At 51.0% G+C, this 15,873-nt stretch carries 16 protein-coding genes; 4 read left to right on the top strand and 12 right to left on the bottom strand.

The features are described from left to right. Window positions 1–55: 55 nt before the first annotated feature. From KP014_RS29035 to KP014_RS07490, 3 genes are all read right to left on the bottom strand, one after another. Complete coding sequence (locus KP014_RS29035) at window positions 56–190, bottom strand: hypothetical protein (RefSeq protein ID WP_267885647.1); 135 nt, start codon at window positions 188–190, stop codon at window positions 56–58. A 192-nt stretch (window positions 191–382) separates the two neighbouring features. Beyond that, window positions 383–1,306: a phosphoenolpyruvate carboxykinase (ATP) gene (locus KP014_RS07495; protein WP_036592636.1), complete on the bottom strand. Its 924-nt coding sequence runs from the start codon at window positions 1,304–1,306 to the stop codon at window positions 383–385. Between the two features lie 38 nt (window positions 1,307–1,344). Then, window positions 1,345–3,303: an asparagine synthase-related protein gene (locus tag KP014_RS07490; protein ID WP_036592637.1), complete on the bottom strand. Its 1,959-nt coding sequence runs from the start codon at window positions 3,301–3,303 to the stop codon at window positions 1,345–1,347. A 271-nt stretch (window positions 3,304–3,574) separates the two neighbouring features. Here KP014_RS07490 and KP014_RS07485 point away from each other — a divergent pair, with 271 nt between their 5' ends. Then, window positions 3,575–5,158, top strand: a complete 1,584-nt coding sequence (locus KP014_RS07485; RefSeq protein ID WP_090834390.1) for an acetate--CoA ligase — start codon at window positions 3,575–3,577, stop codon at window positions 5,156–5,158. A 119-nt stretch (window positions 5,159–5,277) separates the two neighbouring features. Here the strand turns inward: KP014_RS07485 and KP014_RS07480 are convergent, their stop codons facing one another. The 4 genes from KP014_RS07480 to KP014_RS07465 all read right to left on the bottom strand — a co-directional run bounded on the left by KP014_RS07480 (window position 5,278) and on the right by KP014_RS07465 (window position 7,876). Then, window positions 5,278–5,661: a retropepsin-like aspartic protease gene (locus tag KP014_RS07480; RefSeq protein ID WP_036593201.1), complete on the bottom strand. Its 384-nt coding sequence runs from the start codon at window positions 5,659–5,661 to the stop codon at window positions 5,278–5,280. Beyond that, window positions 5,658–5,915, bottom strand: coding sequence for a hypothetical protein (locus KP014_RS07475; RefSeq protein ID WP_025689163.1), 258 nt, complete (start codon window positions 5,913–5,915; stop codon window positions 5,658–5,660). Before KP014_RS07475 ends, KP014_RS07480 begins: the two co-directional genes overlap by 4 nt. Window positions 5,916–5,963: 48 nt before the next feature. Further along, window positions 5,964–6,170, bottom strand: a complete 207-nt coding sequence (locus KP014_RS07470; protein WP_036593205.1) for a hypothetical protein — start codon at window positions 6,168–6,170, stop codon at window positions 5,964–5,966. 287 nt (window positions 6,171–6,457) lie between these two features. Then, window positions 6,458–7,876, bottom strand: a complete 1,419-nt coding sequence (locus KP014_RS07465) for an NAD-dependent malic enzyme (protein ID WP_090834422.1) — start codon at window positions 7,874–7,876, stop codon at window positions 6,458–6,460. 286 nt (window positions 7,877–8,162) lie between these two features. On the opposite strand from KP014_RS07465, the gene alsS reads away from it, so the two are divergent. Both alsS and budA read left to right on the top strand, forming a co-directional pair. Next, the gene (alsS, locus tag KP014_RS07460) at window positions 8,163–9,833 is read left to right on the top strand and encodes an acetolactate synthase AlsS (protein WP_425517277.1); all 1,671 of its coding nucleotides are present in this window, start codon (window positions 8,163–8,165) and stop codon (window positions 9,831–9,833) included. A 42-nt stretch (window positions 9,834–9,875) separates the two neighbouring features. Further along, entirely contained in the window at window positions 9,876–10,592 is a 717-nt protein-coding gene (budA, locus tag KP014_RS07455; protein WP_036592824.1) for an acetolactate decarboxylase, read from the top strand. A 103-nt stretch (window positions 10,593–10,695) separates the two neighbouring features. On the opposite strand, the gene KP014_RS07450 is transcribed toward budA, so the two are convergent. From KP014_RS07450 to KP014_RS07440, 3 genes are all read right to left on the bottom strand, one after another. Next, on the bottom strand, window positions 10,696–11,835 hold the full coding sequence (locus tag KP014_RS07450; RefSeq protein ID WP_036592822.1) for a S1C family serine protease: 1,140 nt from the start codon (window positions 11,833–11,835) through the stop codon (window positions 10,696–10,698). Window positions 11,836–11,847: 12 nt separating this feature from the next. Continuing rightward, on the bottom strand, window positions 11,848–13,107 hold the full coding sequence (locus tag KP014_RS07445) for an FxLYD domain-containing protein (protein ID WP_036592821.1): 1,260 nt from the start codon (window positions 13,105–13,107) through the stop codon (window positions 11,848–11,850). A gap of 167 nt (window positions 13,108–13,274) precedes the next feature. Then, entirely contained in the window at window positions 13,275–13,631 is a 357-nt protein-coding gene (locus KP014_RS07440) for a DUF1304 domain-containing protein (RefSeq protein ID WP_036592820.1), read from the bottom strand. 138 nt (window positions 13,632–13,769) lie between these two features. On the opposite strand from KP014_RS07440, the gene KP014_RS29030 reads away from it, so the two are divergent. After that, on the top strand, window positions 13,770–13,901 hold the full coding sequence (locus KP014_RS29030; RefSeq protein WP_281426455.1) for a hypothetical protein: 132 nt from the start codon (window positions 13,770–13,772) through the stop codon (window positions 13,899–13,901). Between the two features lie 134 nt (window positions 13,902–14,035). On the opposite strand, the gene KP014_RS07435 is transcribed toward KP014_RS29030, so the two are convergent. Both KP014_RS07435 and KP014_RS07430 read right to left on the bottom strand, forming a co-directional pair. Further along, the gene (locus KP014_RS07435; RefSeq protein WP_036592819.1) at window positions 14,036–14,344 is read right to left on the bottom strand and encodes a 5' nucleotidase, NT5C type; all 309 of its coding nucleotides are present in this window, start codon (window positions 14,342–14,344) and stop codon (window positions 14,036–14,038) included. 539 nt (window positions 14,345–14,883) lie between these two features. Continuing rightward, complete coding sequence (locus KP014_RS07430) at window positions 14,884–15,867, bottom strand: NAD(P)H-binding protein (RefSeq protein ID WP_175491887.1); 984 nt, start codon at window positions 15,865–15,867, stop codon at window positions 14,884–14,886. Window positions 15,868–15,873: the final 6 nt, after the last annotated feature.

Raw genomic sequence — 15,873 nt, 5'->3', positions numbered from 1 at the left:
TCAAAAAGAGACCTCAAACTGTGAAACCGTCCGAAGTCTCTTTTTTGTTTCGGTCTTAGGAGAAAGAATACCAGGTGTGTACACCATCAGAGTAACTGGCATCAGGTTTGGTTTTAAGCAGATTCCCATACTCCGTGCTGCTCACTTTAAGCTCTTTTACTTCCGGCTTTTCCCAAACTTTCTTGCTCATGCACTTCACCTCCTGATATTGTAAAAATATTGCCGCCGTCCTTAAAATACATGTTAACCATGAAGGAAATTAGCAATATTTTTATCTACAATACACCACTTTTTCCCGGAAATCAAGATTTTTGATCGTTATTACGAACAATTCTTTACTCAAGACTATTGAAAACCGAAAATATAATGAAAATATTGGTTTTTATGGTGTTGAAAGCTGCTTCAATCTATGAATTATGCCCTTGATTTGTTCATCAACTGTAAAACCTTCCGCAGGCCGTTCGATATGGAAAACAGACAGACTCGCAGCAAGCCTGGAACAGCGCATAAAATGTTCTCTCTGTTTTCCCATAAATTCGATTATCTCCGGACGATAGATATTCCGTAACAAGACCATCAATTTCTCCGGGCCCTTTATTTCGGAGACTACCACTTCTGAACCTGGGTGCGTTGTCAGTTCAAAGAGAGCGTCCAGCCTTTTCGGAACCTTAATAAATTCCCCGTCCATCTGCACATGATACTTGTCCCGAACACCCGGAATTCTGTGCAAGGAATCTACGCTGCCAAAGATCTTCTCAGCCGTATCCCGCCACAGCTTCTGCCTTGGAAACGAGGGAACAATCCACGAATCTCCCCTCTCATCTTCTTTGAGCGCCGCAATATCATCAGTCAAAAAAGAACATCCGCGCTTATTCAGCGCCGCTGCCAGCGTCGATTTGCCCGCACCGGATTGTCCGGTAATGATAATATGCTTATCCTCCAGCGCCAGAGCGCTGCCATGAACCGGAAGCAGGCCGCGCTGCATCAAGAGCACTCCAATGCAGGTACCAAGGATGAACAACACATGGGCCTCCGACTCGCAGCTCTCACTTTTCTCCGCGATAATGTGAGTGCCGCCCAAGACCAGAAACGTGCCAATATCTTTAACACGGAAAGCAAAGCCGTCGTTTTCAACGATCGTATACGCATGGGAATCTTGAGGACCGGGCACCTCTACAGGCACTTTTCCCTCTTGGATATAAACTTCAGGCGGCCCTTCCGCCGGGAGCAGGCCTTCAAGCAGAAAGCTTGACGCTATATTAAACCCAAAAGCTTTGTAACGAAACTCGAAGTCATGATCGCTCATTTTACCCCACCTTTAGGCCATGGATATACTATCAAATATTAAGAATACTGCCGCTTGAAATCTTCGATGAATCTGGAGAAAATGACAGCCGTCAAAATGGATCTGACCAGACTGTCCTCTGCCTTGCTCACATCCCCGCTCGCCTTGGCAAGATTCTCCTTGAGCTTATCGACCTCTACGTACGGCTCTAAGCTCCCTTTTTCCAAGGCTTGCTCGGCTTCGGCCAGTACCTCGGGCCAGATCGGGGCGAGCCTGTACATCCAATCCGCACTCTGAAGCCCTTTGGCAATAATGTTCAGCCGGATCGGGTCCGGGAGTACGCCTTTCATCGCCCGGCGCAGCAAATATCTTTCTTGTCCGCTTCGCACAAATTGTCCGGAGGGAATCGCCATGCAGAACTCAAACACGCGCTTATCCCGGGAAGGGTCGCGAATCGTAATTCCATTGGCTAATGACAGTTTGGTTTCCACCGCCCCTATGTGCGTGAACGGCAGCGGACTGGTCCTTGCCTTCCTGTCTTCTTCATAATCCGGAAAACGGCTGATCGGCGTATTGGCCTCAATCTGATCCAGCCTATCGGTTACATTCCATTTGCCAACAAGCGACCTTTTGACGACCACATTAGTAAAACGATCGAACTCCCGCAGCCGCGTCCGGTTCTTCCATAATTTCAAACGGTGCGGCAGCACTACCGGAATCGCACTCTTCAGGACCTTCGTTACCGGCTCATTCACCAATCTGCTGAATCCATAGAGCTCCCTGGCAGCCGAGACGATCCTCCCTTGTCTGGACAGCGTTACCAAATGAACCGCGAAATTGCCGTACGAGATTGTATTGTTGCCTGTCTGTCCATTCAGCATAATGGTACAGTTTCTTGCGGCAGCCATCTTTAAGAACGAATGATACCAGGTCATGTTCTGAAAAATCTTATACGGCTGTTCAAAGATCCGAATCAACTCGTCGATATCGGTCATGCAATTTTTGTCCGCAAAACTGCTGTAAGTTATATCAATGTTAGGATACGCCTCTGCTATGAGCCCCACTTCACGGGATTCGTTATAAATGGTCATTCTGGGCGGCCGCTCATTGAACTCCGGAACCGGAATGGATGTGAAGCCGTACAGCTTCTTGCCCTTTTCAGCCAGCTTGGGAGCCGCAACACAGGCAATCGACCCGGAATCCATCCCGCCGCTCAGGAAAATCCCCGTCTCGCCCGCACTTCTCAGCCGGCAGGCCACCGCTTCGGAGAAGCAGCGGTTGAAAGCTTCCACATATTCTTCATCTGTCTTGAACCGGATCGGCTTGATGTCCCTTAACGGCTCCCAATACTTCTTCTTGGAAAAACCCTCCGCATTTACTATTCCATAGTGCGCAGGCGGCAGCTGGTAAATATCCCGGTATACGGTTTCCTCACATTCCATTTCATGTTGAATTCCGTCTATCGCCAAAAAGTCGGCGATCCATTTTTCATTAAGCTCGGCCTGCTTGTCGAACAGACCCAACAGCGGAGTTTCTATTGTGCAAAACGAAAAAATACCAGCCTCATATGTGTAATATAGCGTTCTTGATCCCATAGCGTCGCGGGCGAGAAAAAGCTCCTCTTTCCCGGCATCCCAAATGGCAAAAGCATAGTCGCCAATCAAATGCTCAGGACATGAATATCCCCACGTCTCGTAGGCCCGGAGAATAAGCTCACTGTCGGTTATAACCGATGATTTCCCAGATTCCAGCTTGAATTTCTCCAGCAAAACAGCACGATTGTCAATGATCGCGTCCGCTGTAATGACCAAAGTTTGGCTTTCGTTGCAGCGCGGTAAATGTTCCATTTTGGACTCAGGCGTGTTATAAATAATTCCGCAGCCCAAATGTACGAACTGATCGGTCCATTCTCCTGTGCGCTGGAAAGAACAGGCTTTCATTTTCCCAAAAATGGACGAGCCGGCCGGGGCAGCATCCTTATCGCTATTAATCATATATATTCCGCTAATTGCACCCATCCTGTCCCCTCCAAATCTCGTCTCCATACAATGAAGATTGCGGTATGTATTTAATTTATCATCTTTATCGTACTTTATAAAGAACAAACTATCATTCCCCGCAAAAAGAGAGTACCCATTTATCCGGCCTTACGAAACGAGCTTTAGCAGGCTTACCGCATTCCGGAATGTTAATATATTCGTAACACTAATAGTACCTGGTACTAAGAGTTCATGCTATAATAGCATCGTAATTGCTACTACCTTTCATATATGGGAGATGGATTAGTTGATGAAAGAGCAATGGATAGCCCCGGAACGTTACAATATAACGTCGGAGATGGAACGCCATCCGTCCGGCAAGCTTGCGCTAAAATGGTTGAGCGATAAAGGGGAATACGAGGAAATTACGTACGGCGAGCTGCTGAAGCGGGCCAACCGGCTGGCCGGAGGCCTGGCAGAGCTTGGACTGAGTCAGGGCGACCGGATTCTCGTTATGGTTCCGCGCCGAATCATCGCCTATGTTATATATCTGGCCTGCTTGAAGCTTGGGCTCGTCATCATTCCTTCTTCGGAAATGCTGCGCGCGAAGGATCTGGATTACCGCCTCCGCCACTCCGAAGCGAGAGCGGTCATATCCTGGTCGGAGGTTACGGGAGAAGTGAATAAGGTCGCGGACGATCTGCCCGCCCTCGATTTCCTCCTCTCGGTTTCCGCCGCCGGCGGTGAAGCCGAATCCGGCTGGCTGGCACTGGAGGGGCTGATGGAAGGCCAGCCGGATACATTTGCTGCGGCTCCCACCACCCGGGACGATATGGCGATTCTCGCTTACACTTCCGGCACCACAGGCAATCCGAAGGCGGTTGTTCACAGCCACGGTTGGGGCTACGCGCATCTGCGCATCACTTCGCAGTGGCTCGACATTCATGAATCGGATACGGTATGGGCAACGGCCGCTCCCGGCTGGCAGAAATGGATATGGAGTCCGTTTCTGTCCGTGCTCGGCAACGGAGCTACCGGCTTTGTCTACAACGGATCTTTTCATCCGAACCGGTATTTGCAGCTGATCCAGGACCGGGAGATTCACGTCATGTGCTGTACGCCAACGGAGTACCGGCTTATGGCCAAAATTGACGGACTCGGCCGCTATGACCTTTCCCGCTTGCGCTGCGCCGTATCCGCCGGGGAGCCTCTAAACCAGGAGGTCATCAATGAATTCAAACGCCATTTCGACATTACCATCCGTGACGGCTACGGGCAGACGGAAAGCACGCTGCTGATCGGTACGCTCAAGGACACGCCGATCCGGATCGGCTCCATGGGCCGTGCGACCGCCCAGGGGATGATCGATGTCGTGGACGAGAACGGCATTCCCCTTCCTCCGGGCGAGGTCGGCGATATTGCCGTTCATGTGAGCATGCCGGCCTTGTTCCAGTCGTACTACAAAGAGCCGGAACGCAAAGCCGGCTCCATTCGCGGTGAATACTTTATTACCGGTGACCGGGCGGCCAAAGACGAGGACGGCTACTTCTGGTTTGAGGGACGCGGCGACGATATTATTATCAGCTCCGGGTATACAATCGGTCCCTTCGAGGTGGAGGAAGCGCTGATGAAGCATCCGCTGGTCAAAGAATGCGCGGTCGTAGCTAGTCCCGATGCAATCCGGGGCCATGTGGTCAAAGCTTTTGTGGTGCTTAAGGACGGAATCACCGGCTCGCCGGAGCTTGCGAAAGAGCTGCAGGCCCATACCAAGGAAATTACGGCTCCCTATAAATACCCGCGTAAAATCGAGTTTATCTCCGACCTCCCGAAGACAAGCTCGGGTAAAATCCGCCGCGTCGAGCTGCGGGCACGGGAGTTTGCGGCTAAAGCATAAGTCCCGCCGATTTCACTCTTAAACATACAGCCCCGTCAGGCATCAGGCCTGGCGGGGTTAACCATTTTATTCTTTTCCTCACAGTCTTTCAAGCATCAGAATACAGCATTTTATACACACTACAGATGTAAGTTGACTGTCATTTCATTCGTATCGATTATTAGACCAATTGCCTTCATTAAATCAAATCCAATAATACCATCAATCTCCATACCATAGTCCACGCTTCCAATCTCGACCTGAAAATGTGAAATCGAGTGACCATCGAAATGGATGGCTTCCAAGAATTTGGTGTATACGTACTCCACTCCACCTACTCCTCGAATGGTATCCACAACATCATTTTCTTCAGGAACAATCCCAATCTCCCGAACCAAATCAGCATTGAAAAGCGTACTTGCCGATCCCGTATCGAGCAGCATCTTATTCAGTTCAAGTTCTTTACCCCTAAAAGCAATCACTATTCTTACAAAGGGCAATCCGTATTCCTCAGTTATATTCATCTCGGCCCTCGAACTCCAACATAACGTTCCCTCGCTATCAGTTCCGGTCGGGAGGTGTGGAAGAAGCAATATTCGCGGTCAGGTTCTTGCCGGTGCAGTTCGCTGTAGCGGCGAAGAGCCTCCGTAGAATCGGCAAACGTATCGATTACAACCACTTCTTCAATATATCGATGACCTCCATCGGAGTGAGCCTTCGTTGCCTCCAAAACAACCCATTCAGCCGGAAACCGTTCCTGTACTTCTTGCCAGCGCATTTCGCCACCTCCAATTTCTATTGCTATTATTGTATCACAATCAAGGCATCAATCCCTCGGATTAACGGATTCATAACGATCGCGTATCTCCCGGTTTTTAGCGTATATATACAAATCCAAGGCTTCGATTCCTCTACGGGCAAGTTTAACGAACAAGACAAACACATAAATCCCCAATCCAATGGATATCAGCCACCCGATAAAAAGCAAAGGGCTAAGCCCGCCCCCATAAAAGATACCTGGTTGTTGATACATGGGATCTTCATCTCCTTTGCGCAAGCAAATTTTCATTAAGTGTACCCGTTGTTGTTAATTCTGTAAATGAATAGAATCTCGGCGAGGAAATGTTTCCTTAACAAAAAAATACCCGCCACAACCGGGCAGGGTTATTTGCGTTTATCTTTCTTTCTGCACATGACCGTTCCTTATTTCAGGATCTGATACGCACTGAAAAGCCAAATCACCTTTCCCATGCAGCCCTATCGCCCATCTTATGGTTTCAGAGGGCCGCTGCTTAGGCGCCGCAGGTCGGACCGCTTGTCTTATTTCTCCTGCCACCCCGAAAAATCCGGCGGTATTCTGCGCGCTGATCCGGTTCGGATCGCCGCCTCAATAACCGCGCCGCGCACGTGCTCCACCACTTTTTCATTAAAAATACTCGGGATAATGTACAGCTCGTTGATTTCATCCGGCTGAACCACCGCCGCGATCGCTCGGGCGGCCGCCAGCTTCATCTCCAGATTGACGGTTCTGGACCGGCAGTCTAGAGCACCCCGGAACAAGCCGGGAAAGCACAGCACATTGTTGATCTGGTTCGGATAATCGCTTCTGCCCGTCGCCATAACACGCACATGAGGCTCTGCCAGCTCCGGCTGTATTTCCGGAATGGGATTCGCCATCGCGAAGACGATGCTGTCTTGAGCCATGCTTTGGACATGCTCGACATTCAGGATGCCGCCTCCGGCAACTCCAATGAACACATCCGCCCCCTTCACCGCTTCTCCCAGCAGACCTTGGATCCCCTCGGGATTGGTAGAGAAGGCAAGAATCCGCCATTCCTCGTTGGTATAGGGCACACCCTTGCAAAGAATGCCTTCCCGGTCGACCGCGCACACATGCCCGGCTCCGGCAGCCAGCAGCAGATTGCAGATGGAGACTCCCGCCGCGCCGATGCCGGCGACGACGATTTTGGCCGTCTCCAGTGTCTTGCCAACCAATGTAAGCGCGTTCAATAGTCCTGCCAAGGCGACGACCGCCGTACCGTGCTGATCGTCATGGAATACGGGAATATCAAGCTCCTCCGCAAGCCTCCGTTCGATGTCAAAGCAGCGCGGTGAGGAGATATCCTCCAGGTTGATGCCGCCAAAGCCGGGTGAGACCGCCTTGACGATTCTGATGATCTCATCCGGATCTTTCGTATCGAGACAAAGCGGAAAAGCGTCGATTCCGGCCAACTGCTTGAACAGCATCGCTTTGCCCTCCATTACCGGCATGGCGGCTTCCGGCCCGATGTCCCCCAGGCCCAGCACCGCCGTTCCATCGGTCACGACCGCTACCGTATTGCGCTTCATCGTCAATGTATACGCTTTCGAGTTATCCTCCGCGATAGCCATACTGACCCTAGCCACCCCGGGCGTGTAGACCTGGGATAAATCCTCGCGGTTTTTGATTGGCAGCTTCGGGATAATCTCGATTTTGCCGCCAAGGTGGGCCAGGAATGTCCGGTCGGATACATTGACCACTTTAATTCCCGGCATATCCGACAATACGCGGATAATTTCTTCATTGCCGGCGTCCAGCACATTCACCGTAATATCCCTGGTCGTTATCTCCCTGCCCGCGCGAATGACGTCTATGGCGACAATATCCCCGCCCGCCGCGGCAATTCCGGAAGCGACATCCCCGAAGGAAGCAACCGACTTCTCGATATCCAGCCGGATAATCATCGTTGTTGCAATCATCATACTAAGCCCCCTTTGTCCTGTGATTCATGCTTTCACTATACCACAGACATTGTCGGTATTGGCTTCTTAATTGAAGATCGCGTCAAATGAAACTGCGAAGATCTATGCTGATTTTTCTATGATTCATTTGAATTTTTTCACTTGATTTTACTTTTTTTGGGAATATAATAGATGTTGGCGTCACGTTTTCTGTATATACATGGAAATAGAGAAAATGAATTGCATTTTCAAAGATTTCAGAGACAAGGAGATGGATAGGATGAGCACGGAAGCAAATTCAAAAATCTCTACAGCAATCGCCGCAACAAATGGTGCCAATCTGGTTGTTGACAGTTTGATATCGCAAGGGGTTCCGTACATTTTCGGAATTCCCGGAGCCAAAATCGATTCCGTATTTGATGTTTTGCGGGAACGGGGACCGGAGCTTATTGTTTGCCGGCATGAGCAGAATGCCGCTTTTATGGCGGCGGCTGTCGGCCGCTTAACCGGAAAGCCGGGGGTATGCCTGGTCACTTCCGGTCCGGGCGCCTCCAATCTGGTCACGGGACTAGCAACGGCCAACTCCGAAAGCGACCCGGTTGTGGCACTCGCAGGAGCCGTCTCCCGGGCAGACCGGTTGAAGCATACGCACCAATCTATGGACAATGCCGGTTTGTTTAAACCGGTTACGAAATACAGCGTGGAAGTTGAACATCCGAACAATGTCGCCGAAGCGATTACGAATGCGTTCCGCGAGGCTTCCACCGCCCAGCCGGGAGCGGCATTTGTCAGCCTGCCGATGGATGTGCTGCTCGACGAAGCGGTACCCTTCAATTTTGGGCCTCTGACTACTCCTCAGCTTGGCGCCGCCCCCTCTGAACTTGTCGAAGCCGTCGCCGCCAATATACGCAAGGCCAAACTTCCGGTTATTCTGCTCGGCATGAAAGCAAGTTCACCGGAAGTAACCTCAGCTATCCGAAATCTAATCCGCGGCACTGATATTCCAGTCGTTGAGACTTTCCAGGCTGCCGGTGTAATCTCACGTGATCTGGAAGAGCATTTTATGGGCAGAGTCGGTCTGTTCAGCAACCAGCCGGGCGATCTTCTGCTGAAAGAAGCCGATGTAGTTCTGACTATTGGCTATGATCCGATCGAGTACGATGCTCATCTTTGGAATCGTGAAGGCGTCCGGCAAGTGTATCATCTGGATAACCGGCAGGCGGACTTTGACCATGATTACCAGCCGCGAATCGAGTTAATCGGCGACATTGTCTTAACCGTCGAAGCGTTAGCTTCGCATTTACAAGGCCTTCTATTCCCCCCCGAATCGCTCTCCTTACTGAAAGAACTCCAGCAGAAGCTGGATCAGGACGAAAATGACGTCCGCTCTCCCCACTCAGAGCTTGTTCACCCGCTGGATTTTATTCTTACCTTGCGAAGGCTGATTGACGATCAGGTGACGGTCACCTGTGACGTCGGTTCACACTATATCTGGATGGCTCGTTATTTCCGCTGCTATGAACCCCGCCGTCTGCTCTTCAGCAACGGCATGCAAACCCTCGGTGTAGCTATGCCTTGGGCCATTGCCGCTTCACTGGTGCGTCCGGGTGAAAAAGCCATCTCCATATCCGGGGACGGCGGGTTTCTGTTTTCCTCCATGGAACTGGAGACGGCGGTCCGCCTTAAGCTTCCAATCGTTCATATTGTATGGAGCGACGGCGCCTATAATATGGTCGCATTCCAGCAAATGGCCAAGTACGGCAGAACCTCGGGTGTAGACTTTGGCAGTATTGATGTTGTCCAATATGCCGAAAGCTTCGGTGCGGTGGGGCTGCGGGTTAATCGGCCGGAGCAGCTGGAAGAAGTACTGCGCTGCGCTCTCGATCAAATAGGCCCTGTGGTGGTCGATATCCCGATTGACTACAGAGACAGCGCCAAGCTCGGGGAAAAGCTGCTGCCTGATAAGGCAAACTGATATTATTATTTCATATCATCCAAAAAAGGGAGCTGCAGACAAATGGATAATCATGTAATCTATCAAGCCTCAACCATGATTGCACTGCTCAGCGGTTTGTACGATGGAACGGTCACTTTTGGAGAATTGAAAAAGCACGGTGATTTCGGCATCGGTACATTTCATCAATTGGACGGCGAAATGATTGCCTTTGACGATCAATTCTTTCACTTATATCCCGACGGAACGGCCAAAAAAGTCAGTCTTGACGAAACCACGCCATTCTCTTCCGTCACCTTTTTTGAACAGCAGCAGACCGCTCCGCTGAATCGGACGGTAACCCGTCAAGAGCTGGAGAAGATGCTGGACGATCTGGTTCCCAGCCCGAATCTGTTTCATGCGATCCGAATCGACGGGCATTTCCGGGAGGTTCACACCCGCACCGTTCCGCATCAGGATAAACCGTATCCGCCTTTTGTAGAGGTCACAAAGTCCCAGCCGTCGTTTCATTTTGCCGATGTGGACGGAGTAATCGCCGGGTTCTGGACTCCCGCTTTCGCACAAGGGATCGCAGTGGCCGGATATCATTTGCATTTTATCAATGAGGCCCGTGACGGAGGAGGACATGTGCTGGATTTTGTGCTGGAGGGGGGTGAAATCGCCATTTGCAGCTGCACCGATTTTCAGCTCGCGCTGCCGCAGGATGACGTTTATCTGAAACAGGATTTATCCGTAGCCGACCTGGAGCGCGACATCATGATCGCCGAAGGTTCTTACTGAGAGCCTGACGCAGCATAACTGCAACTTTCAATTCCGACCATGCTAACACTTAAAGCCATAGCCCGCCTGTTCTTATCTGAAACAGCGGGGCTATGGCCCTTTTTTAATCCACTTTCTTGCCCTTGCCATGCAAAATCTTCAGATTACCGTTCTCATACCCCACCGAATAGCTCATCCGGTAAGTCTGGTATACGGTCCCCGTATCGCGGCGTTCTTCGGCCGTAATATCAACGCTGACCATAGCGCCGCCGTCCTGCTCTTCGGCAGTTAAGGTCCCTATGGAAATATAGCCGGTCTTCAAATAACCGCTGCGGAAATCTTCATAGGAAGTCTTGCTCTGCCAATCGCTGCCGAGCAGGGAATAAGCCGTGACGTAATCGCCGGCGTTCAGACTTTGATAAAAAGAAGCTACAGTACTCTGGCTGTCCGCCAGCGTATCTCTTCCATCGTAATCGTCACTATCGTCACTGCTTACGTCCGGAAGCTCCGACATCGGATGCTCCGACCATGCTTCCGCCTGCTTCAGCACACTGGCAATCGGAATGCTGAATCCGATCCCCGCTTCATCGGTGGCGGATGCGGAGTTAATCCCCAGTACGTCGCCCGTCTCCGCGCTTACCAGCGGACCGCCGCTGTTGCCGGGTGCGATCGGCGCGGAAATCTGGTACAGATTGCTGTAAGTGTAAGGCTCGATATCAAAGCTGCGGCCGAGACCGCTGATGATGCCTGTCGTGACCGTATTCTCCAGTCCGAGGGGACTGCCTAGCGCCAAAATCTCATCGCCAATCTCCGCTTTATTACTGCGGGCAATCTGCAGCGGCTGGGTAGCCTTAAGCTCCGTCACGCGGACGACCGCCACATCCGTATCCGTGCCAATCCCGATAACCTTCCCCTTGTATTCCTTGTGACTCATCGTCCGCACCGTTACGTCCCGGGAACCGGCCACTACATGCGCGTTCGTCAGTAAATCTCCTTTGCCGTTATACAGAAATCCCGAACCGAGCCCTTCCCCGCTTTCAATCGTTACGACCCGCTTCTGGCTGTCTTCAATAATCTCTTTGCGTGTCTTCTTCGCTTTAGCGGCCGCAGGCTGTGCGGCGGTTTGCGTCTGTCCCGCTGCTGCCAGCAGCGGACCCTCATTCAAGTCGCGCTCGGCCGATTGATGAATCCAATATGTACCTCCCGCTCCGGCGCCCGCGATCAGCAGGCAGGCGATCATGCTTATCCATATCCCTTTACTCATTATCCGGCCCTCCTACTCCAAATACCAGGTTGCGTTGACGACAGAGGCTTGGGCTTGGCTGTATACCCCATAATACCAAGTGGTGAAATCGCCCGTCTCTCCCGGCTCCAGATGATACGGAGATACGCCAGCATAGGTATTCCCCAGATACGACCCTGAAGAATCGTAGATGTCGAGATTGATGCTCACCGAATAAATCGGCCGGGTCGCCTTGTTGGTGACCGTTCCGCTGATTTGCAAATCACCGTAATCATCCAGCACCACATGCAGGCCGGATACATCCACCGCGGCCGTCCGGTTATTCAGGTCCTCTTCCGCCGCTTTCTGCTCGGCAAGCTGGATTCGCTCCGCCTCCGCTCGTTCAAACTCCTTCTTGGCATCCGCAATCTGCTTCCGGTATGCAATCAGCTTCTTGTTGTCCGCGGCGTAGAGCAGACCGCTGTCCACCTCTGCCATGGCTCCGACAAAGTCTTTGTCCCGAAGCTTACGCTCAGCCGCCGCATAGCTGATGCCGACGATTTTGCCGATGATCTGCGCTTTTACAGCCGCAGCCTCTTGGCCGGAAAGGCCGCTCACCGTATCCAGCTTCTCGGCCAACGCATCCACCGTGTTCAGCTTGTCCAACTCGCTCTTTACCTTCAGCACCGCCAGCTTCACCTGACCCGCAGCAAGCTGCTTCTTAAGCGGAGCGAACAGCGGCTCTTGCCGTTTGTTTACCATATTGGCGATATGGTTCAGCGCCTTTTCGCCGGCGTCCAGCTTCTGCTCCTTCAGCTGTCCCGAGGCCTTCTCCAGCTGCAGCTGCAGCTCCGCCGCCTTGGCAGTAAGCTCGCGGTCCTGGCGAAGCGCAGTGTAACGGGGCCGTTTCCCCTCGGCCTCTTCCAGTAACTGAACAGCCGACGAATAGTGTCCGGCCAAAGCTTCTTTTTGTGCCCGCTGCTGTAATGCCGTCACCTCACGGTTCAACGACTGCTCATAGTTGTAATACATCGTAAGCGCCAGACCCACACTTCCCGCAAGCAGCAAGGGTATCAGCCAAAGAAACGCGCGCCCTGCTCCCGAAGTCTTCCCTTTTGCCCCTGTCTTGTCGTCCTGGCTCGAAAGCGTTTCCCCCCGCCGATGTGCCGCCATACCCGGCTGCTGAACTGCCTCTGCTCCCGCAGCCACTTCCAGCAGGACCTGCCGTTCTTCTGCCGTCAGCAATCTTGCCCCGCACTTGGCGCATACTTTTTGTTTCGGAGCGTTTTTGGCCCCGCATTGATGACAATACACCCTTCTCCCCCCAAAAATCTCCCAGTTCTTAAGACCCATAATCGCTAATTATTACTATACCATATGCTGGATAGGGCGATATTCATTTTGTCTAAAAAGAGCAGCAAAAAAAGCAGCATTCCTGTTCAGGTTCTGCTGCCGTAACCCGGGCCGAACTTTCTTATGCATTAACTCATCAAAACAAATAATAGAGCTGCCAGCGCAGGAAGTCCCTGAACCAAAAGAATCGATTTTTTAGCGGTCATTCCTCCAAAAATTGCTGCAATAAGGACACAAACGAGAAAAAAAAGTTGAAGTTGGCGAGCCACCGCTGCATCAGGATACAACAAGCTCCAAATCAATCCAGCGGCTAGAAATCCATTATATAGCCCTTGGTTAGCAGCTAAAGATTTTGAAGCTTCGGCAATCTCTTTTGTTGTTCCAAAAGCTTTTAATCCTTTAGGTGTTGTCCACAAAAACATTTCCAAATATAAGATATACAAATGTTCCAAAGCGACAATACCAACTAAAATCGCGCTAATCATTATTCGTTACCCCCTATCTTTTGATAATACAGTCAATGCAATCTGTCGGAACTCAAAGTAATCCTACTATTTCAAAGTATAGACCAATAGGGGTTATTTTCAAAAGCTTCTCGAGTTTCCAGACTTCTACGGTTTCACTTGAACAAGCCTCTCAAGCTAGTGGAGAGTTCCTATCGAAACGATTTTACCGTGGAAGAAATGACCGATCATGTACCCGGTGTGATTACGAAAGGTACAGCAAGAATAGCTCCCATTGATCTGCCGGATTAAACTCTCGTAAACGGTCAGATCTTGTCTCATTCAGAACTATCAATATTACCGGCTCGATATGTGTCCAGTAATCAGAAGTCAACACATAATAATCAGCGAGGAATGCCTAAACCCCTATGTTATGATAATTAATCTTATGAAAATCTAGCCACCTCACGAAAAAGTAAGGGGCGGGCAGTAATAATTGATATTTGATGCTCATTAAATAGCTGCTGCAATATTTCTACTGCCATCGGCAAAGGTGATGAATTCCAGTGAATATCATGCCCATATTTATGATAAATGGCATTCCGTTCCGCCTCGTCCCACCCATATAATCTGTATAAATAAAAATCATCAACATCGCCCGGTGTCAACGATAATCCGGACGCTTGATTATAATATTCCAAATGCGCTGAAGTAGCATCAAGTATGGTGTTATCCAAATCCACTCCAATATGCATTGGTTAACAACTCCTAACTAAACCGGATTTTCCGTTAGCCCATTATACCATATGTTCTTTAAACCCCCATCCCCCATAAGCAGGACGTGCTCGGTTTTGGCGGCCACTTTGATATGCTCCAAGCGGACGAATAGTCAGGCTTAAACACATAAAATAGAGAGGCGGAAGCCCCTCTTTACTATAACCAAATGTGACATTGAAACCTGTCGTGGTGGAAAACCTGCAACGCTACATCTTTTTCCCCGTAAAAGCTTGGCCTTCCCCAAATTCATGCAAAGGTGCAGGCTCTTCGGCCCCAATCATCCGGCATGGCGGTTCAGGCTTGAAATTCCCGCACTTTCGCAGGGATTTCCTCTTCCTTCCCGCCATTCACCGGAAAAGCCTGCGTTATCGCAGGAAGATCTAAACTGCCCTGCTTGGTGTGATATCGTTTAGAATCAGCCGCACATAGCGTTGACTGGCTCCAACCGGAGCATTCCCGCTGCCCAAGAGACTAAAGCGCTTCATAACCTGCCTCCCGCGCCATAGTTAGTGATCAATCAATTACTATCCTCCATTAAAAGAGAGCCATTTTTTCTTTGCAGCGCACGAACCGTAACTGTGATTCCCTCTTCAAAGGCCGTAGACCGTACCGGTCCGATCAACCGCTCGTATTTATCCCCGCTCAAGACAAGCGGCTCTTCGGTAAGATAGAGCATCTCCACTACCTCCTTCATTACCGGCACGGCCATGCCGAGCAAAGATAGCCCAACTCTTCCGAGCGGAATAACTGGTTTGGCGCTTCCGCTTGCCTTCCGGGCTATTCGTACGATCTCCCTGCCCGAGATCAAGCCTGCGCCCGGAATATGCCAGTTCTCGCCATAAGCATCATCCCTGGCAGCGAGCTCCGCAATCATGAACGCCGCGTCCGGCAAGTAGACGAACTCCCTAGGAACACGCATATTGCCAATGAAAAAAGCCATCTTACCGGCAGCGATTGCTTCGAGCGTAGAGCCTAGATAAGACGCCTCGTTCGCCGTGGGGCCGAAATAATCCGGTAAGCGGACGATCATAACCTTGGCCCGGCTCCATCGGCCGCCAAACAGCATCTTCTCGTAGGCGAGCCTAATCTTGCCCTTCCTTGTGTGCGGCTGCTTCGGGTGTTCCTCGGTCACCCGGTCCATCTGTCTTCTTCCATAGGGATAGATGCCGTCGATCACGACTACCTTCAAGCTCAGCCTGTCGGCGGCCTCCATCACTGATTCGCCTAGAGGAATCAGTTTGCTTACCATCTCGTGATACGGAACGTTCGTACAATGGAACAGGACGCTCGCGCCTTCCGAAGCGATAACGATGTCATTCGGACGGAAAGCGTCACCTGTTGCAATCGATAAATTCTGCGGATTACCCAGTCTAGCCCTAAGCTGCTCCAGCTTCTCGCGAGATCGCCCGAAGGCCACCATCTGTATCCCTCGCTTGACCAGCTCCTCCGTAACCGAAGCGCCAGTACCGCCAGTTGCTCCTACGACAATCGCTTTTTCCAATAGAAT

It is taken from the genome of Paenibacillus sophorae, from assembly GCF_018966525.1.
GTDB classification, from domain to species: Bacteria; Bacillota; Bacilli; order Paenibacillales; family Paenibacillaceae; genus Paenibacillus_AQ; species Paenibacillus_AQ sophorae.
The sequence above is the reverse complement of the archived record's forward strand: the minus strand, read 5'-3'. Positions and strand labels throughout refer to the sequence as shown.